Here is a 16,527-nt window from a genome sequence, read left to right as displayed (position 1 = left end):
TTAGATTGACGGGGTAAGGAGAGTGTTATGCAGAAATCCGTACTCATTCTTGGGGCCAACGGTCGATTTGGCCGCAACGCCAGTGTGGCGTTTCAAGAGGCTGGTTGGTCGGTTCGCACATTCAATCGCAAAGTGGACAGTCTGGAAACGGCCGCGCAGGGGGTTGATGTGATTGTCAACGCCTGGAACCCACCCTACACGGATTGGGCGCGATTGGTGCCTGGCTTGCATCGTCAGGTGATCGATGTGGCGGCGCAGGCAGGGACAACCGTGATCGTACCCGGCAATGTCTATGTCTTCGGCACCGAGACCCCGGGCCCCTGGTACGGAGGTAGCCCGCATCGCGCGCAAAACCCGCTGGGCCGGATCAGGATAGAGATGGAGGAGGCGTATCGAAGCTCATCCGTCCGGACGATAATCTTGCGCGCTGGCGATTTCATCGACACTTGCGCTTCGGGCAATTGGTTCGATCAGATCATGATCAAAGGTTTGTCGAAAGGGCGACTTACGTATCCGGGCAATCCAGATATCCCGCATGCTTGGGCCTATCTGCCTGATTTGACCCGCACCGCAGTGATGCTGGCCGAGATGCGGCACGAGCTTCCTCGGTTCTGCGATGTCCCTTTTCCCGGCTACACGCTGACGGGCAACGAGATCGCACAATCGCTGTCCCGTGTTACCGGGCAGGAGATTGCGATCGCCAAGATGGAGTGGTGGCCCATACAGTTGGTACGCCCGTTCTGGCGTATGGCCCCGCACCTGCTTGAGATGCGATACTTGTGGGACCTTCCACACCAGTTGGATGGCGCATTCCTGTCAGAACTGATCGAGGATGTACCGCATACCGATTTGGATCAGGCGATGCGGTCTGCCATCGCGCATAAACACAGTCTGGTGTCTTCGGTCGCCTCAAAGCCTTATGGGGTTGTGACGTCCACCCAAACCAGCCGGTGACGGCTGGCCTGCTCGGCACTGCCCCTCATCTCGTCACCGGGCTGCGGCCAGAATATGCCCGCATCCACCACCTGCAGATCGGCAGAGGGTAAGACATAGTCGACTCGAAGCGCACCAACCGCTTTCCAATAAACGGTTGCGATCTCGCCTGAGGGGGATTTGGGCAGCGGGTCTTGCAGGCGCGGATCCGACAGCAATGTGGCGATGGCCTGTGTCCGGCCATCGCTGTGTTGCGGGTCAAGATTGGCGTCGCCTGCGATGACAAACGGCGTGCTTGGAACGGGGTCAAGATCGCCGTCCATCAACACAGACCAGAACCGGATTTCATCGCGGTTGCGCAACCCGTTGCGATCTTCGGCGCCGTCAAACACCGGGGGTGTTGCATGGAAGGTCATCAAGCTCAGCCGACCCAGTGGCGTATTGATCGGTACGATCCAGTGTCCGGTCGATGACAAGCGTTGCGCGTCATGCGCTTGCCTTGACGGATAGGGCTTGCCGTCTGAGACGGGTAACTCTGCACCGGGTAATTGCTGCCACAACAGCGTTTCGAACGTCCGCACGTCGGTGTTCAAAATCTCAAACCGTGACATCACCGCGATACCGCCATGCCCGGTAAATAACCCCCAACCCTGCGCGTCTCCGGGGCCGTGTGTTCGGCCATCCCCGTCCAGATCAAGGTCCGTTTCCAGTCCGGAATTTGGCTGAGCCGTAAAGAGATAGGGATAGTCCAACCCGGCTTCACGCAACGCGCTGGCCAGCGCGGTCAGCGCAAAGGCGTCCATGTCCCAATCGATACCTTGAAGCGCTACGATATCCGGGTGCGCGGTTGCCAGCACATCGACAATGGCCTGAACCTGCGGGTCACCCCTCTGGATGTCGCGCAGTAGAAGTCCAGGACCCTTGCGGCTGAGCTCGGTGTTGTAGGTTGCAATACGCACCACGTCTGCTTGCGCCACGACGGGCAGCAACAGCAGGATCAGGGCGCGGATCATGCGGCCTGAGCGGTCTCGGATGTTGAATAGGCGCGTCGCTTTTCGACGATCAACCCGGCAATGCGCAGGGTCGCCATGCCACGCATGATCATGCTGGCGGGCAGGAAGGCCCAGGCGCTCATAGTCCAGATCAGGGTCTGGGGGTTGTTCAGAGAGATCGGATTGGCGAAGTTGGTCAGCAACTTGATAACAGCGGGGATCAGGAAAGGCAGCAGGATGCCGATGCAGATGTTCAGACGGCCATCGCGCTGAAGGCGGTTGACCACGTCTCCGCCTTTGGTGGGGTCAAACAGCGGCAGGTTGGTCCAGACGTTGAACGCCCCATTCCCGGTTGGCCAGCCCCGCAGTTTCACCGCATAGGCGAAGCTGGCAATCGTCACCAGTGCCGCAACATAGGCGATGCTGGCGGTGATGCGCACTAACTCTACCAGCGGCGCGCTGGCATCAGCCGGCAGCATCAGCACGATCAGGCGTACCGGAGAATACGGGAAATCGACTACATTTGCGACCGCCAGACCCACAGAATACGAGAATGTGGTCAGCTGTGTCGGAGCGTAGCCATTCTTGCAGATCAAGGTCAGGAAGGTGACCATCGACATCAGCCCGACAAACCGCAACCGGTTCACCGGTGGGGCGTCGCGGAATTCGATAAAGCTGGGAAAGGCAGAGTTATATTCGGCAAATGTCAAAATAAACGCGAGGATCGCGAGAAAGACCACTATCTCGGTCCCGTTCGTCGATGTTACTGGCAGGTACAACGCGGGGGTTAGCACCAGAAGTGCAACCAATATTCCACGTAACGCCGCCCCTGTTGTGCGCGCAATCACTATCCGAACCCTTTTTCAAACTGGACCAGCCGGTCTTTGCCAACTTGGTTCCAACTTGTGCCCGCCCGTTTGTTAAAGTGACGGATGCCTCGTTTCCGACACCTTGGACGATAAGCGGCATTCCGCTCAAGCCAGGGTGCAGATAACACGTGATTTCAGGCAAAAAGATGGCGCAACTGGTGCGGGATTGCATCATTTTTGACGCAAATCCGGCGTGTATCTCAAAGTGAGACCTAGATGTTGTGGTTTTCAGCGTTCCAACCCCAAAAATGAGAATGGGGTCGCGTATGCGACCCCATAGGGTTGAGTACCCACAGAATCATCCACAGAATCACACCCAGGGGCGGGCCTGACGCGCGTGATCCTCGAATTTGTCGATGTGGTGGTCTTTTTCCATCGTCAGGCCGATATCATCCAGACCGTTCAACAGGCAGTGTTTGCGATGAGGATCGATGTCAAACTCGATAACCACGCCGTCCGATGTGGTGATCTTCTGATCTTCCAGATGCACGGTCATACGGGCATTTTCGCCCTTATGCGCGTCGTCCATCAGCACTGCGTGATGCTCTTCCTCAACCACGATGGGAAGAATGCCGTTCTTAAAGCAGTTGTTGAAGAAGATGTCGGCAAAGCTGGTCGAGATCACGACCTTGATGCCAAAATCCTTAATCGCCCAAGGCGCATGTTCACGCGATGAACCGCAGCCGAAATTGTCGCCTGCCACCAGAATCTCGGTATTGCGATAGGCTGGTTTGTTCAGAATGAATTCTTCGTTCTCGCCGCCATGATCGTGATAGCGCATCTCGTCAAACAGAACGACGCCAAGGCCGGACCGTTTGATGGTTTTCAGGTGAACTTTGGGGATGATCATATCGGTATCGATATTGATCAACGGCATTGGGGCGGCCACCCCGTGGACTTTTTCAAACTTTTCCATGTCTACACTCCTGCGGGGTAGGGCCGCGCCCATGCCTCGCGTTTAAGTCTCTGTTGTTTCACCGGGCGCGTTTTTGACGAACAGCGCCATAAAGACCAATCCAACCCCGTTGAAAAGCATCTCGATACCCAGAAGGATCCCTAGCAGGCTTAGCAAAGCTGCGGGTTCGCTGCTTGCATAAGACCAGATGATACCTGCCAGAATGATCGACAGAATGCCCGAGATCAGAGTCGGTAAGAAGAATTGAGTTCCGCGCATCTGGAAGGACAGGATGACCCGTGCGATGCCGCCTGCCAAAAACAGGATCAACATCACCGTGGCCAGCGTTAGTGTGCCTTCCAGTGGATGAGCCCAAAAGGACCAGCCGAGGAACAGCATCACGGCACCCATGATGAGTGACAGGATCTTGTTACCGGTGCCCTCGACAGTGAAGCCGCCGACAATCTGCAGCGCGCCTGCGATCAGCAGCAACACACCGGTGACCAACGTTACCGCAAGAGATGCGGCAATGGCATTGCCGAGCGCGAACACGCCGAATGCCAAGGACAGCAGCCCCAGCAACAGCCATTTGACCCAGTTACTCATGTCTCAATTCCCTCAAAAGTTGATTAATGAGGGCAGCTTACATCAACTCTCGGACATCTGTAAGACGTCCAGTGATGGCAGCTGCAGCGGCCATGGCCGGGCTCAGCAGGTGGGTGCGTCCGCCCCGACCCTGACGACCCTCGAAGTTGCGGTTCGAGGTCGCGGCGCAGCGCTCGCCCGGTTGCAACTGATCGGGGTTCATCGCCAGACACATGGAGCATCCGGCCAGACGCCATTCGAAACCAGCGTCCTTGAATATCTCGGCCAGACCTTCTTCTTCGGCCTGAGCGCGAACAAGGCCCGATCCCGGCACGACCATGGCGCGCATGCCGTCCTTGATCTTTTTGCCCTTTAGGATCTCAGCCGCGGCACGCAGGTCTTCGATCCGGCCATTGGTGCAGGAACCGATAAAGACGGTATCGATTTCCACATCGCTGAGTTTCTGTCCGGCTTCCAGGCCCATATACTCAATGGACCGGCGGGCTGCATCGACCTTACCACCTTCGAAATCTTCGGGGTGAGGAACCGAAGCAGTGATTGGCAACACGTCTTCGGGGCTGGTGCCCCATGTGACGACCGGTGCGATGTCTTCGCCGCGCAAGGTGATGACTTTGTCAAAATGTGCATCGTCGTCGGTGTACAGCGTTTTCCACCAGTCCATTGCGGCTTCCCACTGTGCACCTTTCGGTGCGTGCGGGCGGCCTTTGACATATTCAAAGGTGGTCTCATCCGGCGCGATCAGGCCCGCGCGGGCACCGCCTTCGATGGCCATGTTGCAGACGGTCATGCGACCTTCCATCGACAGATCGCGGATCGCTTCGCCGCAATATTCGATGACATAGCCGGTGCCGCCAGCGGTGCCGGTCTGACCGATCACAGCCAGAGTGATGTCTTTGGCGGTCACGCCCGGCTGCAATTTGCCAGTGATTTCCACCTTCATGTTCTTGGATTTCTTCTGGATCAGGGTCTGCGTGGCCAAAACATGTTCGACCTCGGACGTGCCGATGCCATGAGCCAGGGCACCGAACGCGCCGTGAGTGGCTGTGTGGCTATCGCCGCAGACAACAGTCATGCCGGGCAGGGTCCAGCCCTGTTCCGGGCCAACGATGTGCACGATGCCCTGACGCACATCATTCACCGGGTAATAGTGAATGCCGAAATCCTTTGCGTTCTTGTCCAGCGCCTCGACCTGAATGCGCGATTCCGGGTTCTCGATACCGTTCACCCGGTCCGCAGTGGTGGGCACGTTATGGTCGGGTACGGCAATTGTCTTTTCCGGTGCGCGTACCGGGCGCCCCGCCATACGCAGGCCTTCAAACGCCTGCGGGCTGGTCACTTCATGCACCAGATGGCGGTCGATATAAAGCAGGCAGGTGCCATCATCGGCTTCATGCGCGACATGGGCATCCCAGATCTTGTCATAGAGTGTTTTGGGGGACATCTGTCCTCTCCCCGTATGTAATGAGAAATAGCTGGCGAGGTGGCTTAGGCCGCGGGTAGGCGGGCCAGAACCGTGCGGGCAGCCCCATAGAACCTCTCGCGCAGGCGCGCGCGATCTTCTAGATTTTGTTCTTGGGCCACATTGAGTCTCATGGGCACCAGATACTATCCGCTTGAGATTGGTTCAAGGGAAATGGACGGGTCGTCTATCATGGCTTCCAGCAAGTCGCCCGGTTGGCAGTCTAAGACCTGGCACAACTTGGCAAGTGTTTCGAACCTCACCCCTTTGACTTTGCCGGATTTCAAAAGACTCAAATTCTGCTCTGTGATGCCGATCGCCACTGCAAGGTCACGCCCTTTGATCTTGCGTTTGGCCATCATGACATCAAGCCGCACGATTATCTGCATCAAACGAATTCCCGATTCTCGCGATCGATCAATACGGCTTCGGCAAAGATCCATCCAATCAGATAGACAAGCCCCGCGCATAGCAGCATGAGAAGGTCTGATGAGCCAAAACTCACAACTAGGCTACGATCCCCGTTGGCTTTTCCGATGCTTTCAGCAAGGCTGATCAATGTGTTGTCAAAGGATTGGAACACAGCGAGCGCCAGTATCGCCCGTCCCAAACGCTGCACGTTTTCCGTAGTCTCAGGCACGAGAACAGCGCCGCGTACGCAGTCTTTTAGGATTGAGCGCAGGATCCATAGCATTCGGATCAACAATGCCAACCCAATCGCTGCGATCACCGCCAAAGCAATGAAACGGACGAAATGCGCATCGGACCATGCCTTGGACAAAGAAGGAATTTCACCGCTGACGGCTGCGTAGATCGCCAAAGCCGGGATCACGAAGATCGCGCCATTGGTTAGTCGGTTAAGCCATTTCGCCATATGTGTAACGCGGTGTCGCATGAGCTTATCTCCTTCATACAATAAATTATTGTATAACAATAAAGAAAGATTAGAAAGAATGAAATTTTAGGCTCTTATTGGTGCTATGCCCCTGCTTTTTTGGCCAACAAATTATGCATCGATGCACCAGATTCGATTTGAACAAAGATTGCATTCGGGCCTTCATTGAAATGTCACGGGGCGCTTGTTACTTTATGACTATCCCGGCGCCGGGGATTTGGCGGCGCATAGCAAAGGAGGACTATGTCCTGTCTCTACATACTCAGGCGGGTTTGCCTGCCGAAGACGGGGTCGCAGTGATGGCCCACTCTCAGTCAATCAGCGACAAGCTGCTTGAACGCATCCTTTCCTCACTTTCCGATGACAAGGCCGAAGATGTCGTGCAGATCAATCTGCGTGGTAAGTCCTCGGTTGCGGATCACATGGTAATTGCCTCGGGTCGGTCGACCCGTCAGGTCGCGGCCATGGCGGAAAAGCTGACGGATCGCATCAAGCAGGAGTTTGGTTTCACCTCAAAGGTCGAAGGCAAGGATGCCGGCGACTGGGTGTTGATCGATACGGGCGACGTGATCGTCCATATCTTCCGCCCCGAAGTGCGTGAATTCTACCAGCTGGAAAAGATGTGGCAGCCTGCGGGCGGCAGCGCCTCAGCCAATTGAGGCGCCATCCCGGCCTGCATTGAGGGGCCGGAGGCGAGAGAGATATGCGTATCAGCATAGTTGCGGTCGGGCGATTGCGCGCCGGACCCGAGAAAACCCTGCTTGACGACTACCTGACCCGGTTTGATCGAACCGGCCGCGCGCTGGGCCTTGGTCCTGCGCGGGTAATCGATGTTGAGGACAAGAAAAACGCAGGGATGGGCGCCGAGGCCGTATTGCTGCGCAAGGCGCTGCCCAAAGGGGCTGTGATCTGCACGCTTGATGAGCGTGGGCGTGTCATGTCCTCACCGGATTTTGCGCGAAAGCTGGGCAATTGGCGTGATGCCGGGCGGCAGGATTTGGCTCTGATCATCGGGGGAGCAGACGGCATAGACCCCTCGCTGCGGGCCGAGGCGGATTTTTCCATCTCTTTCGGGTCAATGGTCTGGCCCCATATGCTGGTCCGTGTGATGCTGGCCGAGCAACTTTACCGGGCCGCAACCATCCTGTCGGGCGGCCCTTATCACCGGGTCTGACATGGCGCAGCTTTTGATTGTCTATCACTCGCGCACCGGCGGTGCCCGGCAAATGGCCGAAGCCGCGGCCGAGGCGGCGCGAGATGAGGCCGATGTCCTGCTGAAAACTGCGGATCAGGCAGACCCCGAGGTCATGTTAACCGCTGACGGATACATATTCTGTGCGCCCGAAAATCTCGCCGCGATTTCGGGCCTGATGAAAGAGTTCTTCGACCGCTGCTACTACCCCGTTTTGGGTCAGATCGAGGGTCGCCCCTATGCGCAGATGATCTGCGCCGGATCGGATGGAGAGAACGCTGCCCGCCAAACAGCACGGATCGCCACCGGCTGGCGATTGAAAGAGGTACAGCCGCCGCTGATCTTGTGTACCCATGCGCAAACACCCGAGGCGATACTTGCCGAGAAAGTCATCCCCCAAGATCAGTTGGATAAATGTCGTGATATTGGCGCGGCGATGGCAGCAGGTCTTAGCCTCGGGGTGTTCTGACCCTCAGTTCAGGTCGATCACGGTGGTATTGTCGCTCCAGCCTCCGACATTGTCGCGGGCTTGGATCTGGACCTGTGTGGTGCCTTCTGGAATGGCAACTCCGCCAAGGGACCGGGTGAAGGGCTGTTCATCCACATGCGGGTGATGCAAAACGCGCATTCCCAATTCGGTCTCGTCCATGTCCAGAACGCGCCAGCCATCAGCATAATCGTCCCAGCCTGTGTCCGGGTGACGGATGGTGACGTCGAATCGCCAGGTCTCGCCACTGCGGTGGGCGGTGACCTTTTCGATCACCGGAGCATCGGCAAAGGCGGGGCTGGCCAGCAGGGCGCAAAGAACAAGGTATCTCATATGGTGATCTTACCTTGTCTTGTCCGACATGACGATCACGATCCGGTGTCGAGCAAAATCGTGCGCGATTGCGATGCAAATTCCCGCCGATAGAGCATGGCCATCGTGATCACCGTGCCCAGAATCAACGGGATTGGTCCCAATATCCAAGCCGCCGCGGCCAGGGCAAAATAGGTAGCGCGTAGCCCGCGATTGAAGCTGCGCGCTGCGGTGACACAGATCTCGGCCGCTTGTGCAGCGCGCGGGTAAGCCGTGGGATCATCTGGCTCGTTCGGGACTGCGGCCATCAGTACCGCGCAATAACCGAAAAGGCGATGTGCCCAGACGTATTTCAGGAATGCATTGGCCAGAAACAGAAGGATGATCAATATCTTGACCTCCCATACCAATGCGGGTGCTGTACCCAGCGCCAAATCCTCAGCCAGCCCGGCCAACCGCTGAGGATTGCCCAACAAGGCGAGCCCACCGCCGATGGCGATCATGGTTGTCGAGGCGAAAAACGTGCTTCCCTGCCGCATCGTGCCAACCACTTGCGCATCAAACATGCGCGGCTGCCGGGTGACCATTTCCTTCATCCAATCCCGGCGATAGCCATCCATGATACGACTGACCGAGGGCGTCTGAGCAGAAGCGTTTTCAACCCGCCAACCGATCCAAAGCCAGGACCCCAGCAACAGCAGCAAAGCGCCATAGTCGGGCAGGGAAAAAGGAAGGGATTGAGCGATCCAAGACATGACTGCGACACTACGTCGGGAGATCGAAACTTGCCAGATGCAGAAATTGGTAATATTACTTTACCAAATTGGAGGATCAGCCATGGAAATGCCGCAGCCAAATCCCGATGTGCTTGCGCGAAAGCACAGCGTTCTGGCGCGGTTGCAGCGGGTTTTGCCCGAGGACGCGGTAATCCACGACCCGGCGGAGACACGCGCTTATGAATGTGACGCGCTGACGGCATATCGCTGCCCGCCGATGCTGGCAGTGCTGCCTTCAACCACGCAGGAGGTCTCGGACGTTTTGCGCATTTGCCATGAAGAAGGCGTGCCCGTGGTTCCGCGCGGTGCGGGAACGTCGCTCGCCGGCGGGGCGCTGCCAACGGCAGATAGTGTGATCCTTGGTGTGGCGCGTATGAATGAGGTGCTGGAAACCGATTATGACAACCGCTTCATCCGCGTTCAGACCGGCCGCACCAATCTGAGTGTAACCGGCGCGGTTGAAGAGGGGGACTTCTTTTATGCGCCAGACCCATCGTCGCAACTGGCCTGCGCCATTGCCGGGAACATAGCTATGAATTCGGGCGGGGCGCATTGCCTGAAATACGGCGTGACGACGAACAATTTGCTGGGCGTCAAGATGGTGATGATGGATGGTCGCGTGGTCGAGATCGGCGGGGCGCATCTGGATTCTGGCGGACTGGATCTATTGGGCGTCATCTGCGGGTCGGAAGGGCAGCTGGGCGTCGTGACCGAGGCAACGCTGCGTATCCTGCGCAAGCCCGAAGGCGCGCGGCCTGTGCTGATGGGGTTCGATGACAATGAAGTGGCCGGGGAATGTGTTTCGGACATCATCAAATCGGGCATTCTGCCCGTGGCGATAGAGTTCATGGATACGCTGTGCATCAAGGCCTGCGAAAACTTCGCCCATGCAGGCTATCCCGATTGCACGGCCTTGCTGATCGTCGAGGTTGAAGGATCCGAGGCCGAGATCGATGATCAGCTGTCCAAGATCATCGAGATCGCCAAGCGCCATAACCCGGTAGAACTGCGTGAGAGCCAATCGGCCGAGGAAAGTGCCAAAATCTGGCTGGGCCGGAAATCAGCCTTTGGCGCGATGGGGCAGCTGAACGACTACATGTGTCTGGATGGAACGATCCCGGTGTCCTCGCTGCCAGAAGTGCTGCGTCGGATTGGAGAGTTGAGCGAAGACTATGGTCTGCCGGTGGGCAATGTTTTTCATGCAGGGGATGGCAATATGCACCCGCTGATCCTGTTTGACGCCAACAAACCCGGCGATCTGGAGAAATGCGAGGCCTTTGGTGCGGATATCCTGAAGCTTTGTGTCGATGTGGGTGGCTGCCTGACTGGAGAACATGGGGTGGGTATAGAAAAGCGGGATTTGATGTCGCATCAATACGCGCCTGCAGACCTTGAGGCGCAGATGGCGGTGAAGGATGTGTTCGATCCCAGATGGTTGTTAAACCCGGCCAAGGTGTTTCCACTGGATGTGTCCGAAGCACGCCGCGTGGCGCAGATGGCGGCAGAATAGGGGGCTCTGCCCCCGCCGCGCTTTGCGCGCCTCCCCCGAGGTATTTTTGAACAGAAGAAGTGATATGAGACCTGAGACAGAGATGGAACTGGCCGATATCGTGGCCGGGTTGACCGAGCCGGTGCGTATTCAGGGCGGAGGAACGCGCGGCGTGCTTGGGCCTGAACCGGTTTTGAGTACGGCGGGGTTGAGTGGCATAACGCTTTATGAACCGGGTGCGCTGACTTTGGTGGCACAGGCCGGGACGCCGGTGGCTGAGATTGAGGCAACGCTGGCAGCGGAAGGTCAGCACCTGGCGTTTGAGCCTGCGGATTATCGTGCATTGCTGGGCACCAAGGGTGAGCCCACCATTGGCGGGGTTGTGGCCGCCAATATCTCGGGCCCGCGGCGGATACAGGCCGGGGCGTGCCGGGATTTTCTGCTGGGTGTGCGTTATGTCGATGGGCAGGGGCAGATCATCAAGAATGGCGGGCGGGTGATGAAGAATGTCACCGGCTATGATCTGGTCAAGCTGATGGCCGGGTCGTGGGGTACGTTGGGGGTGCTGAGCGAGGTGTCAATGAAAGTGCTGCCAAAGCCAGAGGCGCTAGCGGTTTTGGGCGTTCCGGTCACGCAGGTGTCAGCGACAGTTCAGGTACTGTCGACCGCATTGAAATCCCCGTTTGAGGTGAGCGGTGCCGCTTATGATCCCGAATTGGGTCAGACTCTGTTGCGGGTCGAAGGGTTTGCCGATTCTGTCGCGTATCGGGCCGATCGGTTGCGGCGTGAGCTTTCGAACTTTGGTGAGGCTTTCCAGATCGAAGAGCCAGAAGAGACATGGCGCGCGATCCGGGATGTGGGCAGATTTGCCAACAAGGACGGTGATGTTTGGCGTATTTCCATAAAGCCCTCGGATGCGGCAGAGGTTGCGGCGCGGCTGGAGGCCAAAAACCTGCTGCTGGATTGGGGCGGCGGGCTGGTTTGGGCGCTTGTGGATGCGGGATCAGATATTCGCGCCCGATTGGGCGGCTTTGAGGGTCACGCCACACTTGTGCGAGCCGCGCCCGGGACAATTCAATCAATCGGACGGTTTCAGCCCGAGCCCGAACCGCTGGCCAAGATAACGCAGGGATTGAGGCAGAGGTTCGATTCGAAAGGCGTGTTTAATCCGGGGTTGATGGGGTAGGCAGATGCAAACGACATTCACCGAAGACCAGTTGAAAGACCCGGGAACCCGGCGCGCAAACGAGATTTTGCGGAACTGTGTGCACTGCGGGTTTTGCACTGCCACCTGCCCCACCTATCAGGTTCTGGGGGATGAGCTGGATAGCCCGCGAGGCCGGATTTACCTGATCAAGGATATGCTCGAGAATGAGCGTGTGCCGGATGAAAAGACGGTGAAACATATTGACCGTTGCTTGTCGTGTCTGGCCTGTATGACGACTTGTCCGTCAGGCGTGCACTATATGCATCTGGTTGATCACGCTCGGGAATACATCGAAAACACCTATAAACGCCCGCTCTCGGATCGTGTGTTACGCTGGGTTCTGGCGCAAATTCTGCCTTATCCGATGCGGTTTCGTTGGGCACTGATCGGGGCCAAGCTGGGGCGGCCCTTTCGGTCGTTGATGCCGGATGCGCGATTGCGGGCGATGCTGGACATGGCACCTAAATACATTCCTCCGGTCAGTCGCAATGATGATCCGCAGAGCTTCGCGCCAAAAGTGGCCCGCAAGAAACGCGTCGCGTTGATGACGGGCTGTGCGCAAAAAGCGCTGAATACCGATATCAATGACGCCACGATCCGGCTGCTGACCCGATTGGGGTGCGAGGTAGTGGTGGCTGAAGGTGCCGGCTGCTGTGGCGCGCTGACCCATCACATGGGCAAAAGCCGCGATAGCCATGCCGCCGCCGCCGCAAACATCCGCGCCTGGATGCGCGAGGTGGATGGGGACGGCCTGGATGCTATAGTGATCAACACCTCCGGATGCGGTACGACGGTCAAGGACTACGGCCATATGTTTCGCAACGAGAATCTGGCAGAGGACGCGGCGCGGGTCTCAGGGATGACGATGGATATCAGCGAGTTGCTGATGCAATTGGACCTGCCAGAGCAGGGTGATCGGGGACTGACGGTCGCGTATCATGCGGCGTGTTCCCTGCAGCATGGACAGAAGATAAAGACCTTCCCCAAAGACCTGTTGAAACGCGCAGGATTCAAGGTGGTCGAACCTGCGGACAGCCATTTATGCTGTGGCAGTGCCGGGACCTATAACCTGATGCAGCCCGAAATCTCAGCGAAGCTGAAAGACCGCAAGGTCAAAACATTAGAAGCCAAGAAGCCCGATATCATAGCGGCGGGTAATATCGGTTGCATGATGCAGATCGGTTCGGCAACCGAGGTGCCGATTGTGCATACGGTCGAGCTGTTGGATTGGGTCACCGGTGGGCCCAAACCACGCGCGTTGGGTGCTGAGCCCGTGGCCCCTGAAGTTCCAATTTTGCGCTGAACCGGCGTGATGCCCCGCCGCATCACGACCTTTAAATTCCCCTGCCGCCCTATTTTCGCCGTACCCGCCCCGTAGGACACTTGGCCGGGGGAATCGGGCGGAGTACCGCGTGCGAAACTGGATCAAAGCAATCGCGCTTTGTGTGCTGCCTTTAGCGGCCACCGCGCAGGATAGTGGGCTAAGAAGCCTTGATACATCTGATTCTGGGCGGGATTGGATGGCTGTTGGGCGACTGGACATCAAAGGTGTTGGGTTTTGCACCGGCACGCTGGTTGCACCAGATCTCGTGCTAACTGCCGCTCATTGCATGTACAACAAATCCACGGGCCAGTTTATCGATCCGGCGGATATGGAATTTCTGGCTGGCTGGCGCTTAGGTAGAGCGCTGGCCTATCGCGATGTACGGCGCGTAGCGATTCATCCCGATTATAATTTCCAAGCCAAGATATCCCAAAATAGCTTCGGTTGTGATGTAGCCTTGGTTGAGCTGTGGCAGCCTATCAGAAACCTATCCGTATCTCCTTTTGAGATCGGTGCCGCGCCAAAACGGGGCCAAAACGTGGGTGTGGTCTCATATGCACAAAACCGGGCCGAAGCCCCTTCGCTGCAACAGGTGTGCTCGGTCGTGAACCGGCAATCGGATGTTGTGGTCATGTCATGCGATGTGAATTTCGGATCATCGGGGGCGCCGGTGTTCCTGTTTTCTGAACCAGAACCGAAGATCGTTTCGGTTATCTCTGCAAAGGCCAGCATGAATGGGGAAAGTGTGGCAATCGGTACAACTGTCGATAAGGCGTTCGAGTTGTTGCAGGCTGAACTTGAGGCCGGGCGTGGTATCGATTCATCTGCTTTGAACGGCAGTGGCGGCAAAAATGTCGGAGCGAGGTTTATCAAGCCATGATTAAGACGATACTCACGGCTCTTTTCAGCCTCGCCCTTTTGGCAACAATAGCTGAGGCGCAGGCCAACAAACGCAAACTGACGGATCGTGAGGACCTGTACGGGTGGGAGGCGATCGGGAGGCTCGACGTTGGCACACGGTCGTTCTGCACCGGGACGTTGATTGCGCAGGATCTGGTTTTGACGGCTGCGCATTGTGCTTTGGACAGGGCAACCGGCAAGCCCTATGAGCCCGGTGAGGTCACGTTTCGCGCGGGGCTGAGCAATGGCACTGCGCTGGCTGAACGCAAAGTGGTGCAAATCGTGTCCCATCCGGGCTATGACGCGGGCGCAGCTTTGTCCGTTGAGAACATTCGCGATGACGTTGCGCTAATGCGGCTGGAAGAACCGATCCCCTATTCGATTGCCGATCCGTTTGCCCTGCATGACGGGCGGGTGCCGAATGGGGAAATCAGCATTGCATCCTACGGGCGCGGACGGGCCGAGGCGATCACGCGCGAACGATCCTGCAGTATTCTGCAACGGCGTCTGGGGCTGATCACCTTCAATTGCGATATCACCTTTGGTTCTTCCGGTTCGGCGATTCTGGCCAAAAACGGCGCGCGCTGGCAGATTCTGTCGGTTGTTTCGGCGGTCAGTGTACGCGGTGGCGAGAAGATCGGGTTCGGAATGGAATTGAAGAATGTCGTGTCCGAGTTGAAGACGATCATGCGCAGCAATGCACCCAAACCCAAGGCCTCGATCCGCCGGTTGCAGGTGGGGTCGGATAAATCCAGCTCGGGCGCGAAATTCATCAGCTCAGGCGGGGGTTGAACTTCATCAAAATGCTACCCATGTGAATCCTACCGGGCCGCCACAAATGGGGTTCGGTATTTGAAATCGCCCGTCCAATTGGAGGGCTAAACTCGTAAATCGCTCAAGGATGAGGATACGACACATGCGTACTTTTGATTTTGCACCGCTGCACCGCGCCACCATTGGGTTTGACCAGATCGCAGACATGATGGACCGTGTTCTGACCAATGACGTCGCACAGCCCAGCTATCCCCCATACAACATCGAAAAAACCGATGTCGACACCTATCGGATTTCCGTGGCTGTTGCCGGTTTTTCCGAAGATGATCTGTCTGTCGAAGTGAAGGAAAACTCGCTTATCGTGGCAGGTAAGAAAGCCGCCGAGGACAAAGAGCGCAGCTACCTGCACCGTGGCATCGCCACCCGCGCGTTCGAGCGTCGCTTCGCGCTGGCCGACCATGTCCGCGTCACCGGCGCGAGCCATGAAAACGGCATGCTGAACATCGACCTGAAGCGCGAGGTGCCCGAGGCCCTGAAACCGCGCCGGATCGAGATTTCTTCGTCCAAAGCAATCGAAAAGGATGTGGTTGACGCCAAGGCTGTCAACTAACACCTGAAAGCCCTGCGACAGTCGCCTCCTCCCTGATTGTCGCAACACACGTCCCGCGTTCCTCCAGACGCGGGGCGTTGTTGTCTTTGAGCCGAAAAAAGCTGGAATGAGTCAGGCTATAGGCCAGAAAACCAAGTCAGATTGTCATCACGAAGCGACGAGTCAAAAAAGAGGCGCGTATTTCCAGTTGTCAGCGTCCGGCGTCACCTCGTCCAGGTCATAGCCCGATTGTTGCAGACGCTTGGCTATTTCCAGCCCATCCTGTGCAGCTTGATCGACGTATTTGCGGCCCAACGCCGGTCGTGATTGGTACCATGGCCTCGCATCAGATTCAGCCCATGATTGAAGCGTCCGACCGGGTCGCCGGCCTCGGCAGCCTTGCGATCCCATTCGGCCGAGGCATCTGGGTTGTATTCACCGCCCAGGCCGTTGTTTTCAAGCTGACTCATCCAGGTCATTGCTTTGGTATATCCAGCTTCGGCGCATTGCTCCGTCAGTTTTCTGGCCAATTCATAATTGTCGTTCTTTGTCGCGTTGATGCCCAGTGAACAGGTGATCGAGTCGATTACACCCATTTCGATCTTTCGGATCAGCATCTCGCGCCCGGTGTCTTGAGGGTTTAAAACCCCAAGCTCATCTTCAACGACTTCGCGCGGTTCAGCATAAGCGGTGCTTGCCAAAAGAATGACGATGATGGTTTTCCAAGAGTGTCGCATTGCAATGTCCTCCGCGCAGATAAAATACCATTCTTTTCATCTCCGGTCACTGTTACGAAAGTAGGAGACATCAGTGTTCTGGCGATGTGTT

Annotated in this window: 21 protein-coding genes; 10 read left to right on the top strand and 11 right to left on the bottom strand. The window is 57.1% G+C overall.

Going from position 1 to position 16,527, the window contains the following annotated elements; genetic code table 11:
- The first annotated feature begins 27 nt into the window (after positions 1-27).
- On the top strand, positions 28-954 hold the full coding sequence (locus AC2FGE_RS15790; RefSeq protein WP_496820192.1) for a Rossmann-fold NAD(P)-binding domain-containing protein: 927 nt from the start codon (positions 28-30) through the stop codon (positions 952-954).
- Here AC2FGE_RS15790 and AC2FGE_RS15785 read toward each other — a convergent pair.
- The 8 genes from AC2FGE_RS15785 to AC2FGE_RS15750 form a co-directional block, all read right to left on the bottom strand.
- Positions 918-1,946 carry an endonuclease/exonuclease/phosphatase family protein gene (locus tag AC2FGE_RS15785; protein ID WP_496820190.1) on the bottom strand — a complete coding sequence of 343 codons (1,029 nt, stop codon included), beginning with the start codon at positions 1,944-1,946 and terminating at the stop codon, positions 918-920. The genes AC2FGE_RS15790 and AC2FGE_RS15785 overlap by 37 nt on opposite strands.
- Complete coding sequence (locus tag AC2FGE_RS15780) at positions 1,943-2,773, bottom strand: hypothetical protein (protein ID WP_496820189.1); 831 nt, start codon at positions 2,771-2,773, stop codon at positions 1,943-1,945. Before AC2FGE_RS15780 ends, AC2FGE_RS15785 begins: the two co-directional genes overlap by 4 nt.
- 331 nt (positions 2,774-3,104) lie before the next feature.
- Complete coding sequence (gene leuD / locus AC2FGE_RS15775; protein WP_496820187.1) at positions 3,105-3,710, bottom strand: 3-isopropylmalate dehydratase small subunit; 606 nt, start codon at positions 3,708-3,710, stop codon at positions 3,105-3,107.
- 42 nt (positions 3,711-3,752) lie between these two features.
- Entirely contained in the window at positions 3,753-4,295 is a 543-nt protein-coding gene (locus AC2FGE_RS15770) for an HdeD family acid-resistance protein (protein ID WP_496820186.1), read from the bottom strand.
- 37 nt (positions 4,296-4,332) lie between these two features.
- Complete coding sequence (leuC, locus tag AC2FGE_RS15765) at positions 4,333-5,736, bottom strand: 3-isopropylmalate dehydratase large subunit (RefSeq protein WP_496820185.1); 1,404 nt, start codon at positions 5,734-5,736, stop codon at positions 4,333-4,335.
- A gap of 44 nt (positions 5,737-5,780) precedes the next feature.
- Positions 5,781-5,888, bottom strand: a complete 108-nt coding sequence (locus AC2FGE_RS15760; RefSeq protein WP_496820184.1) for an isopropylmalate isomerase — start codon at positions 5,886-5,888, stop codon at positions 5,781-5,783.
- 12 nt (positions 5,889-5,900) lie between these two features.
- A complete protein-coding gene (locus AC2FGE_RS15755; RefSeq protein WP_496820183.1) occupies positions 5,901-6,143 on the bottom strand; it encodes a helix-turn-helix domain-containing protein in 243 nt (80 codons plus the stop codon).
- Entirely contained in the window at positions 6,143-6,649 is a 507-nt protein-coding gene (locus AC2FGE_RS15750) for a hypothetical protein (RefSeq protein WP_496820182.1), read from the bottom strand. Before AC2FGE_RS15750 ends, AC2FGE_RS15755 begins: the two co-directional genes overlap by 1 nt.
- Positions 6,650-6,843: 194 nt before the next feature.
- Between AC2FGE_RS15750 and rsfS the strand changes: the two genes are divergently transcribed.
- From rsfS to AC2FGE_RS15735, 3 genes are read left to right on the top strand one after another with little or no spacing between them, the layout of a single operon-like run.
- The gene (gene rsfS, locus AC2FGE_RS15745) at positions 6,844-7,308 is read left to right on the top strand and encodes a ribosome silencing factor (RefSeq protein WP_496820181.1); all 465 of its coding nucleotides are present in this window, start codon (positions 6,844-6,846) and stop codon (positions 7,306-7,308) included.
- Positions 7,309-7,352: 44 nt separating this feature from the next.
- Positions 7,353-7,823, top strand: coding sequence for a 23S rRNA (pseudouridine(1915)-N(3))-methyltransferase RlmH (gene rlmH / locus AC2FGE_RS15740; RefSeq protein ID WP_496820180.1), 471 nt, complete (start codon positions 7,353-7,355; stop codon positions 7,821-7,823).
- 1 nt (position 7,824) lies between these two features.
- Positions 7,825-8,310, top strand: coding sequence for a flavodoxin family protein (locus AC2FGE_RS15735; protein WP_496820179.1), 486 nt, complete (start codon positions 7,825-7,827; stop codon positions 8,308-8,310).
- A gap of 3 nt (positions 8,311-8,313) precedes the next feature.
- Here the strand turns inward: AC2FGE_RS15735 and AC2FGE_RS15730 are convergent, their stop codons facing one another.
- Together AC2FGE_RS15730 and AC2FGE_RS15725 are read right to left on the bottom strand one after the other, a co-directional pair.
- Positions 8,314-8,661: a hypothetical protein gene (locus tag AC2FGE_RS15730; protein WP_496820178.1), complete on the bottom strand. Its 348-nt coding sequence runs from the start codon at positions 8,659-8,661 to the stop codon at positions 8,314-8,316.
- A gap of 35 nt (positions 8,662-8,696) precedes the next feature.
- Entirely contained in the window at positions 8,697-9,395 is a 699-nt protein-coding gene (locus tag AC2FGE_RS15725) for a DUF599 domain-containing protein (protein WP_496820177.1), read from the bottom strand.
- 82 nt (positions 9,396-9,477) lie between these two features.
- Here AC2FGE_RS15725 and AC2FGE_RS15720 point away from each other — a divergent pair, with 82 nt between their 5' ends.
- From AC2FGE_RS15720 to AC2FGE_RS15695, 6 genes are all read left to right on the top strand, one after another.
- A complete protein-coding gene (locus AC2FGE_RS15720) occupies positions 9,478-10,926 on the top strand; it encodes an FAD-linked oxidase C-terminal domain-containing protein (protein ID WP_496820175.1) in 1,449 nt (482 codons plus the stop codon).
- 64 nt (positions 10,927-10,990) lie between these two features.
- A complete protein-coding gene (locus AC2FGE_RS15715; RefSeq protein ID WP_496820174.1) occupies positions 10,991-12,091 on the top strand; it encodes an FAD-binding protein in 1,101 nt (366 codons plus the stop codon).
- A gap of 4 nt (positions 12,092-12,095) precedes the next feature.
- Positions 12,096-13,415, top strand: a complete 1,320-nt coding sequence (glcF, locus tag AC2FGE_RS15710; protein WP_496820173.1) for a glycolate oxidase subunit GlcF — start codon at positions 12,096-12,098, stop codon at positions 13,413-13,415.
- Between the two features lie 217 nt (positions 13,416-13,632).
- A complete protein-coding gene (locus tag AC2FGE_RS15705; RefSeq protein WP_496820239.1) occupies positions 13,633-14,316 on the top strand; it encodes a trypsin-like serine peptidase in 684 nt (227 codons plus the stop codon).
- A complete protein-coding gene (locus AC2FGE_RS15700) occupies positions 14,313-15,128 on the top strand; it encodes a trypsin-like serine peptidase (protein WP_496820171.1) in 816 nt (271 codons plus the stop codon). The genes AC2FGE_RS15705 and AC2FGE_RS15700 overlap by 4 nt, the downstream gene beginning before the upstream one ends.
- 124 nt (positions 15,129-15,252) lie before the next feature.
- The gene (locus tag AC2FGE_RS15695; protein ID WP_496820170.1) at positions 15,253-15,720 is read left to right on the top strand and encodes an Hsp20 family protein; all 468 of its coding nucleotides are present in this window, start codon (positions 15,253-15,255) and stop codon (positions 15,718-15,720) included.
- A gap of 245 nt (positions 15,721-15,965) precedes the next feature.
- Here the strand turns inward: AC2FGE_RS15695 and AC2FGE_RS15690 are convergent, their stop codons facing one another.
- A complete protein-coding gene (locus AC2FGE_RS15690; RefSeq protein ID WP_496820169.1) occupies positions 15,966-16,436 on the bottom strand; it encodes a tetratricopeptide repeat protein in 471 nt (156 codons plus the stop codon).
- Positions 16,437-16,527: the final 91 nt, after the last annotated feature.

Source organism: Ruegeria sp. YTSA075 (assembly GCF_059610245.1).
This window is presented reverse-complemented; position numbering and strand designations above follow the sequence as displayed.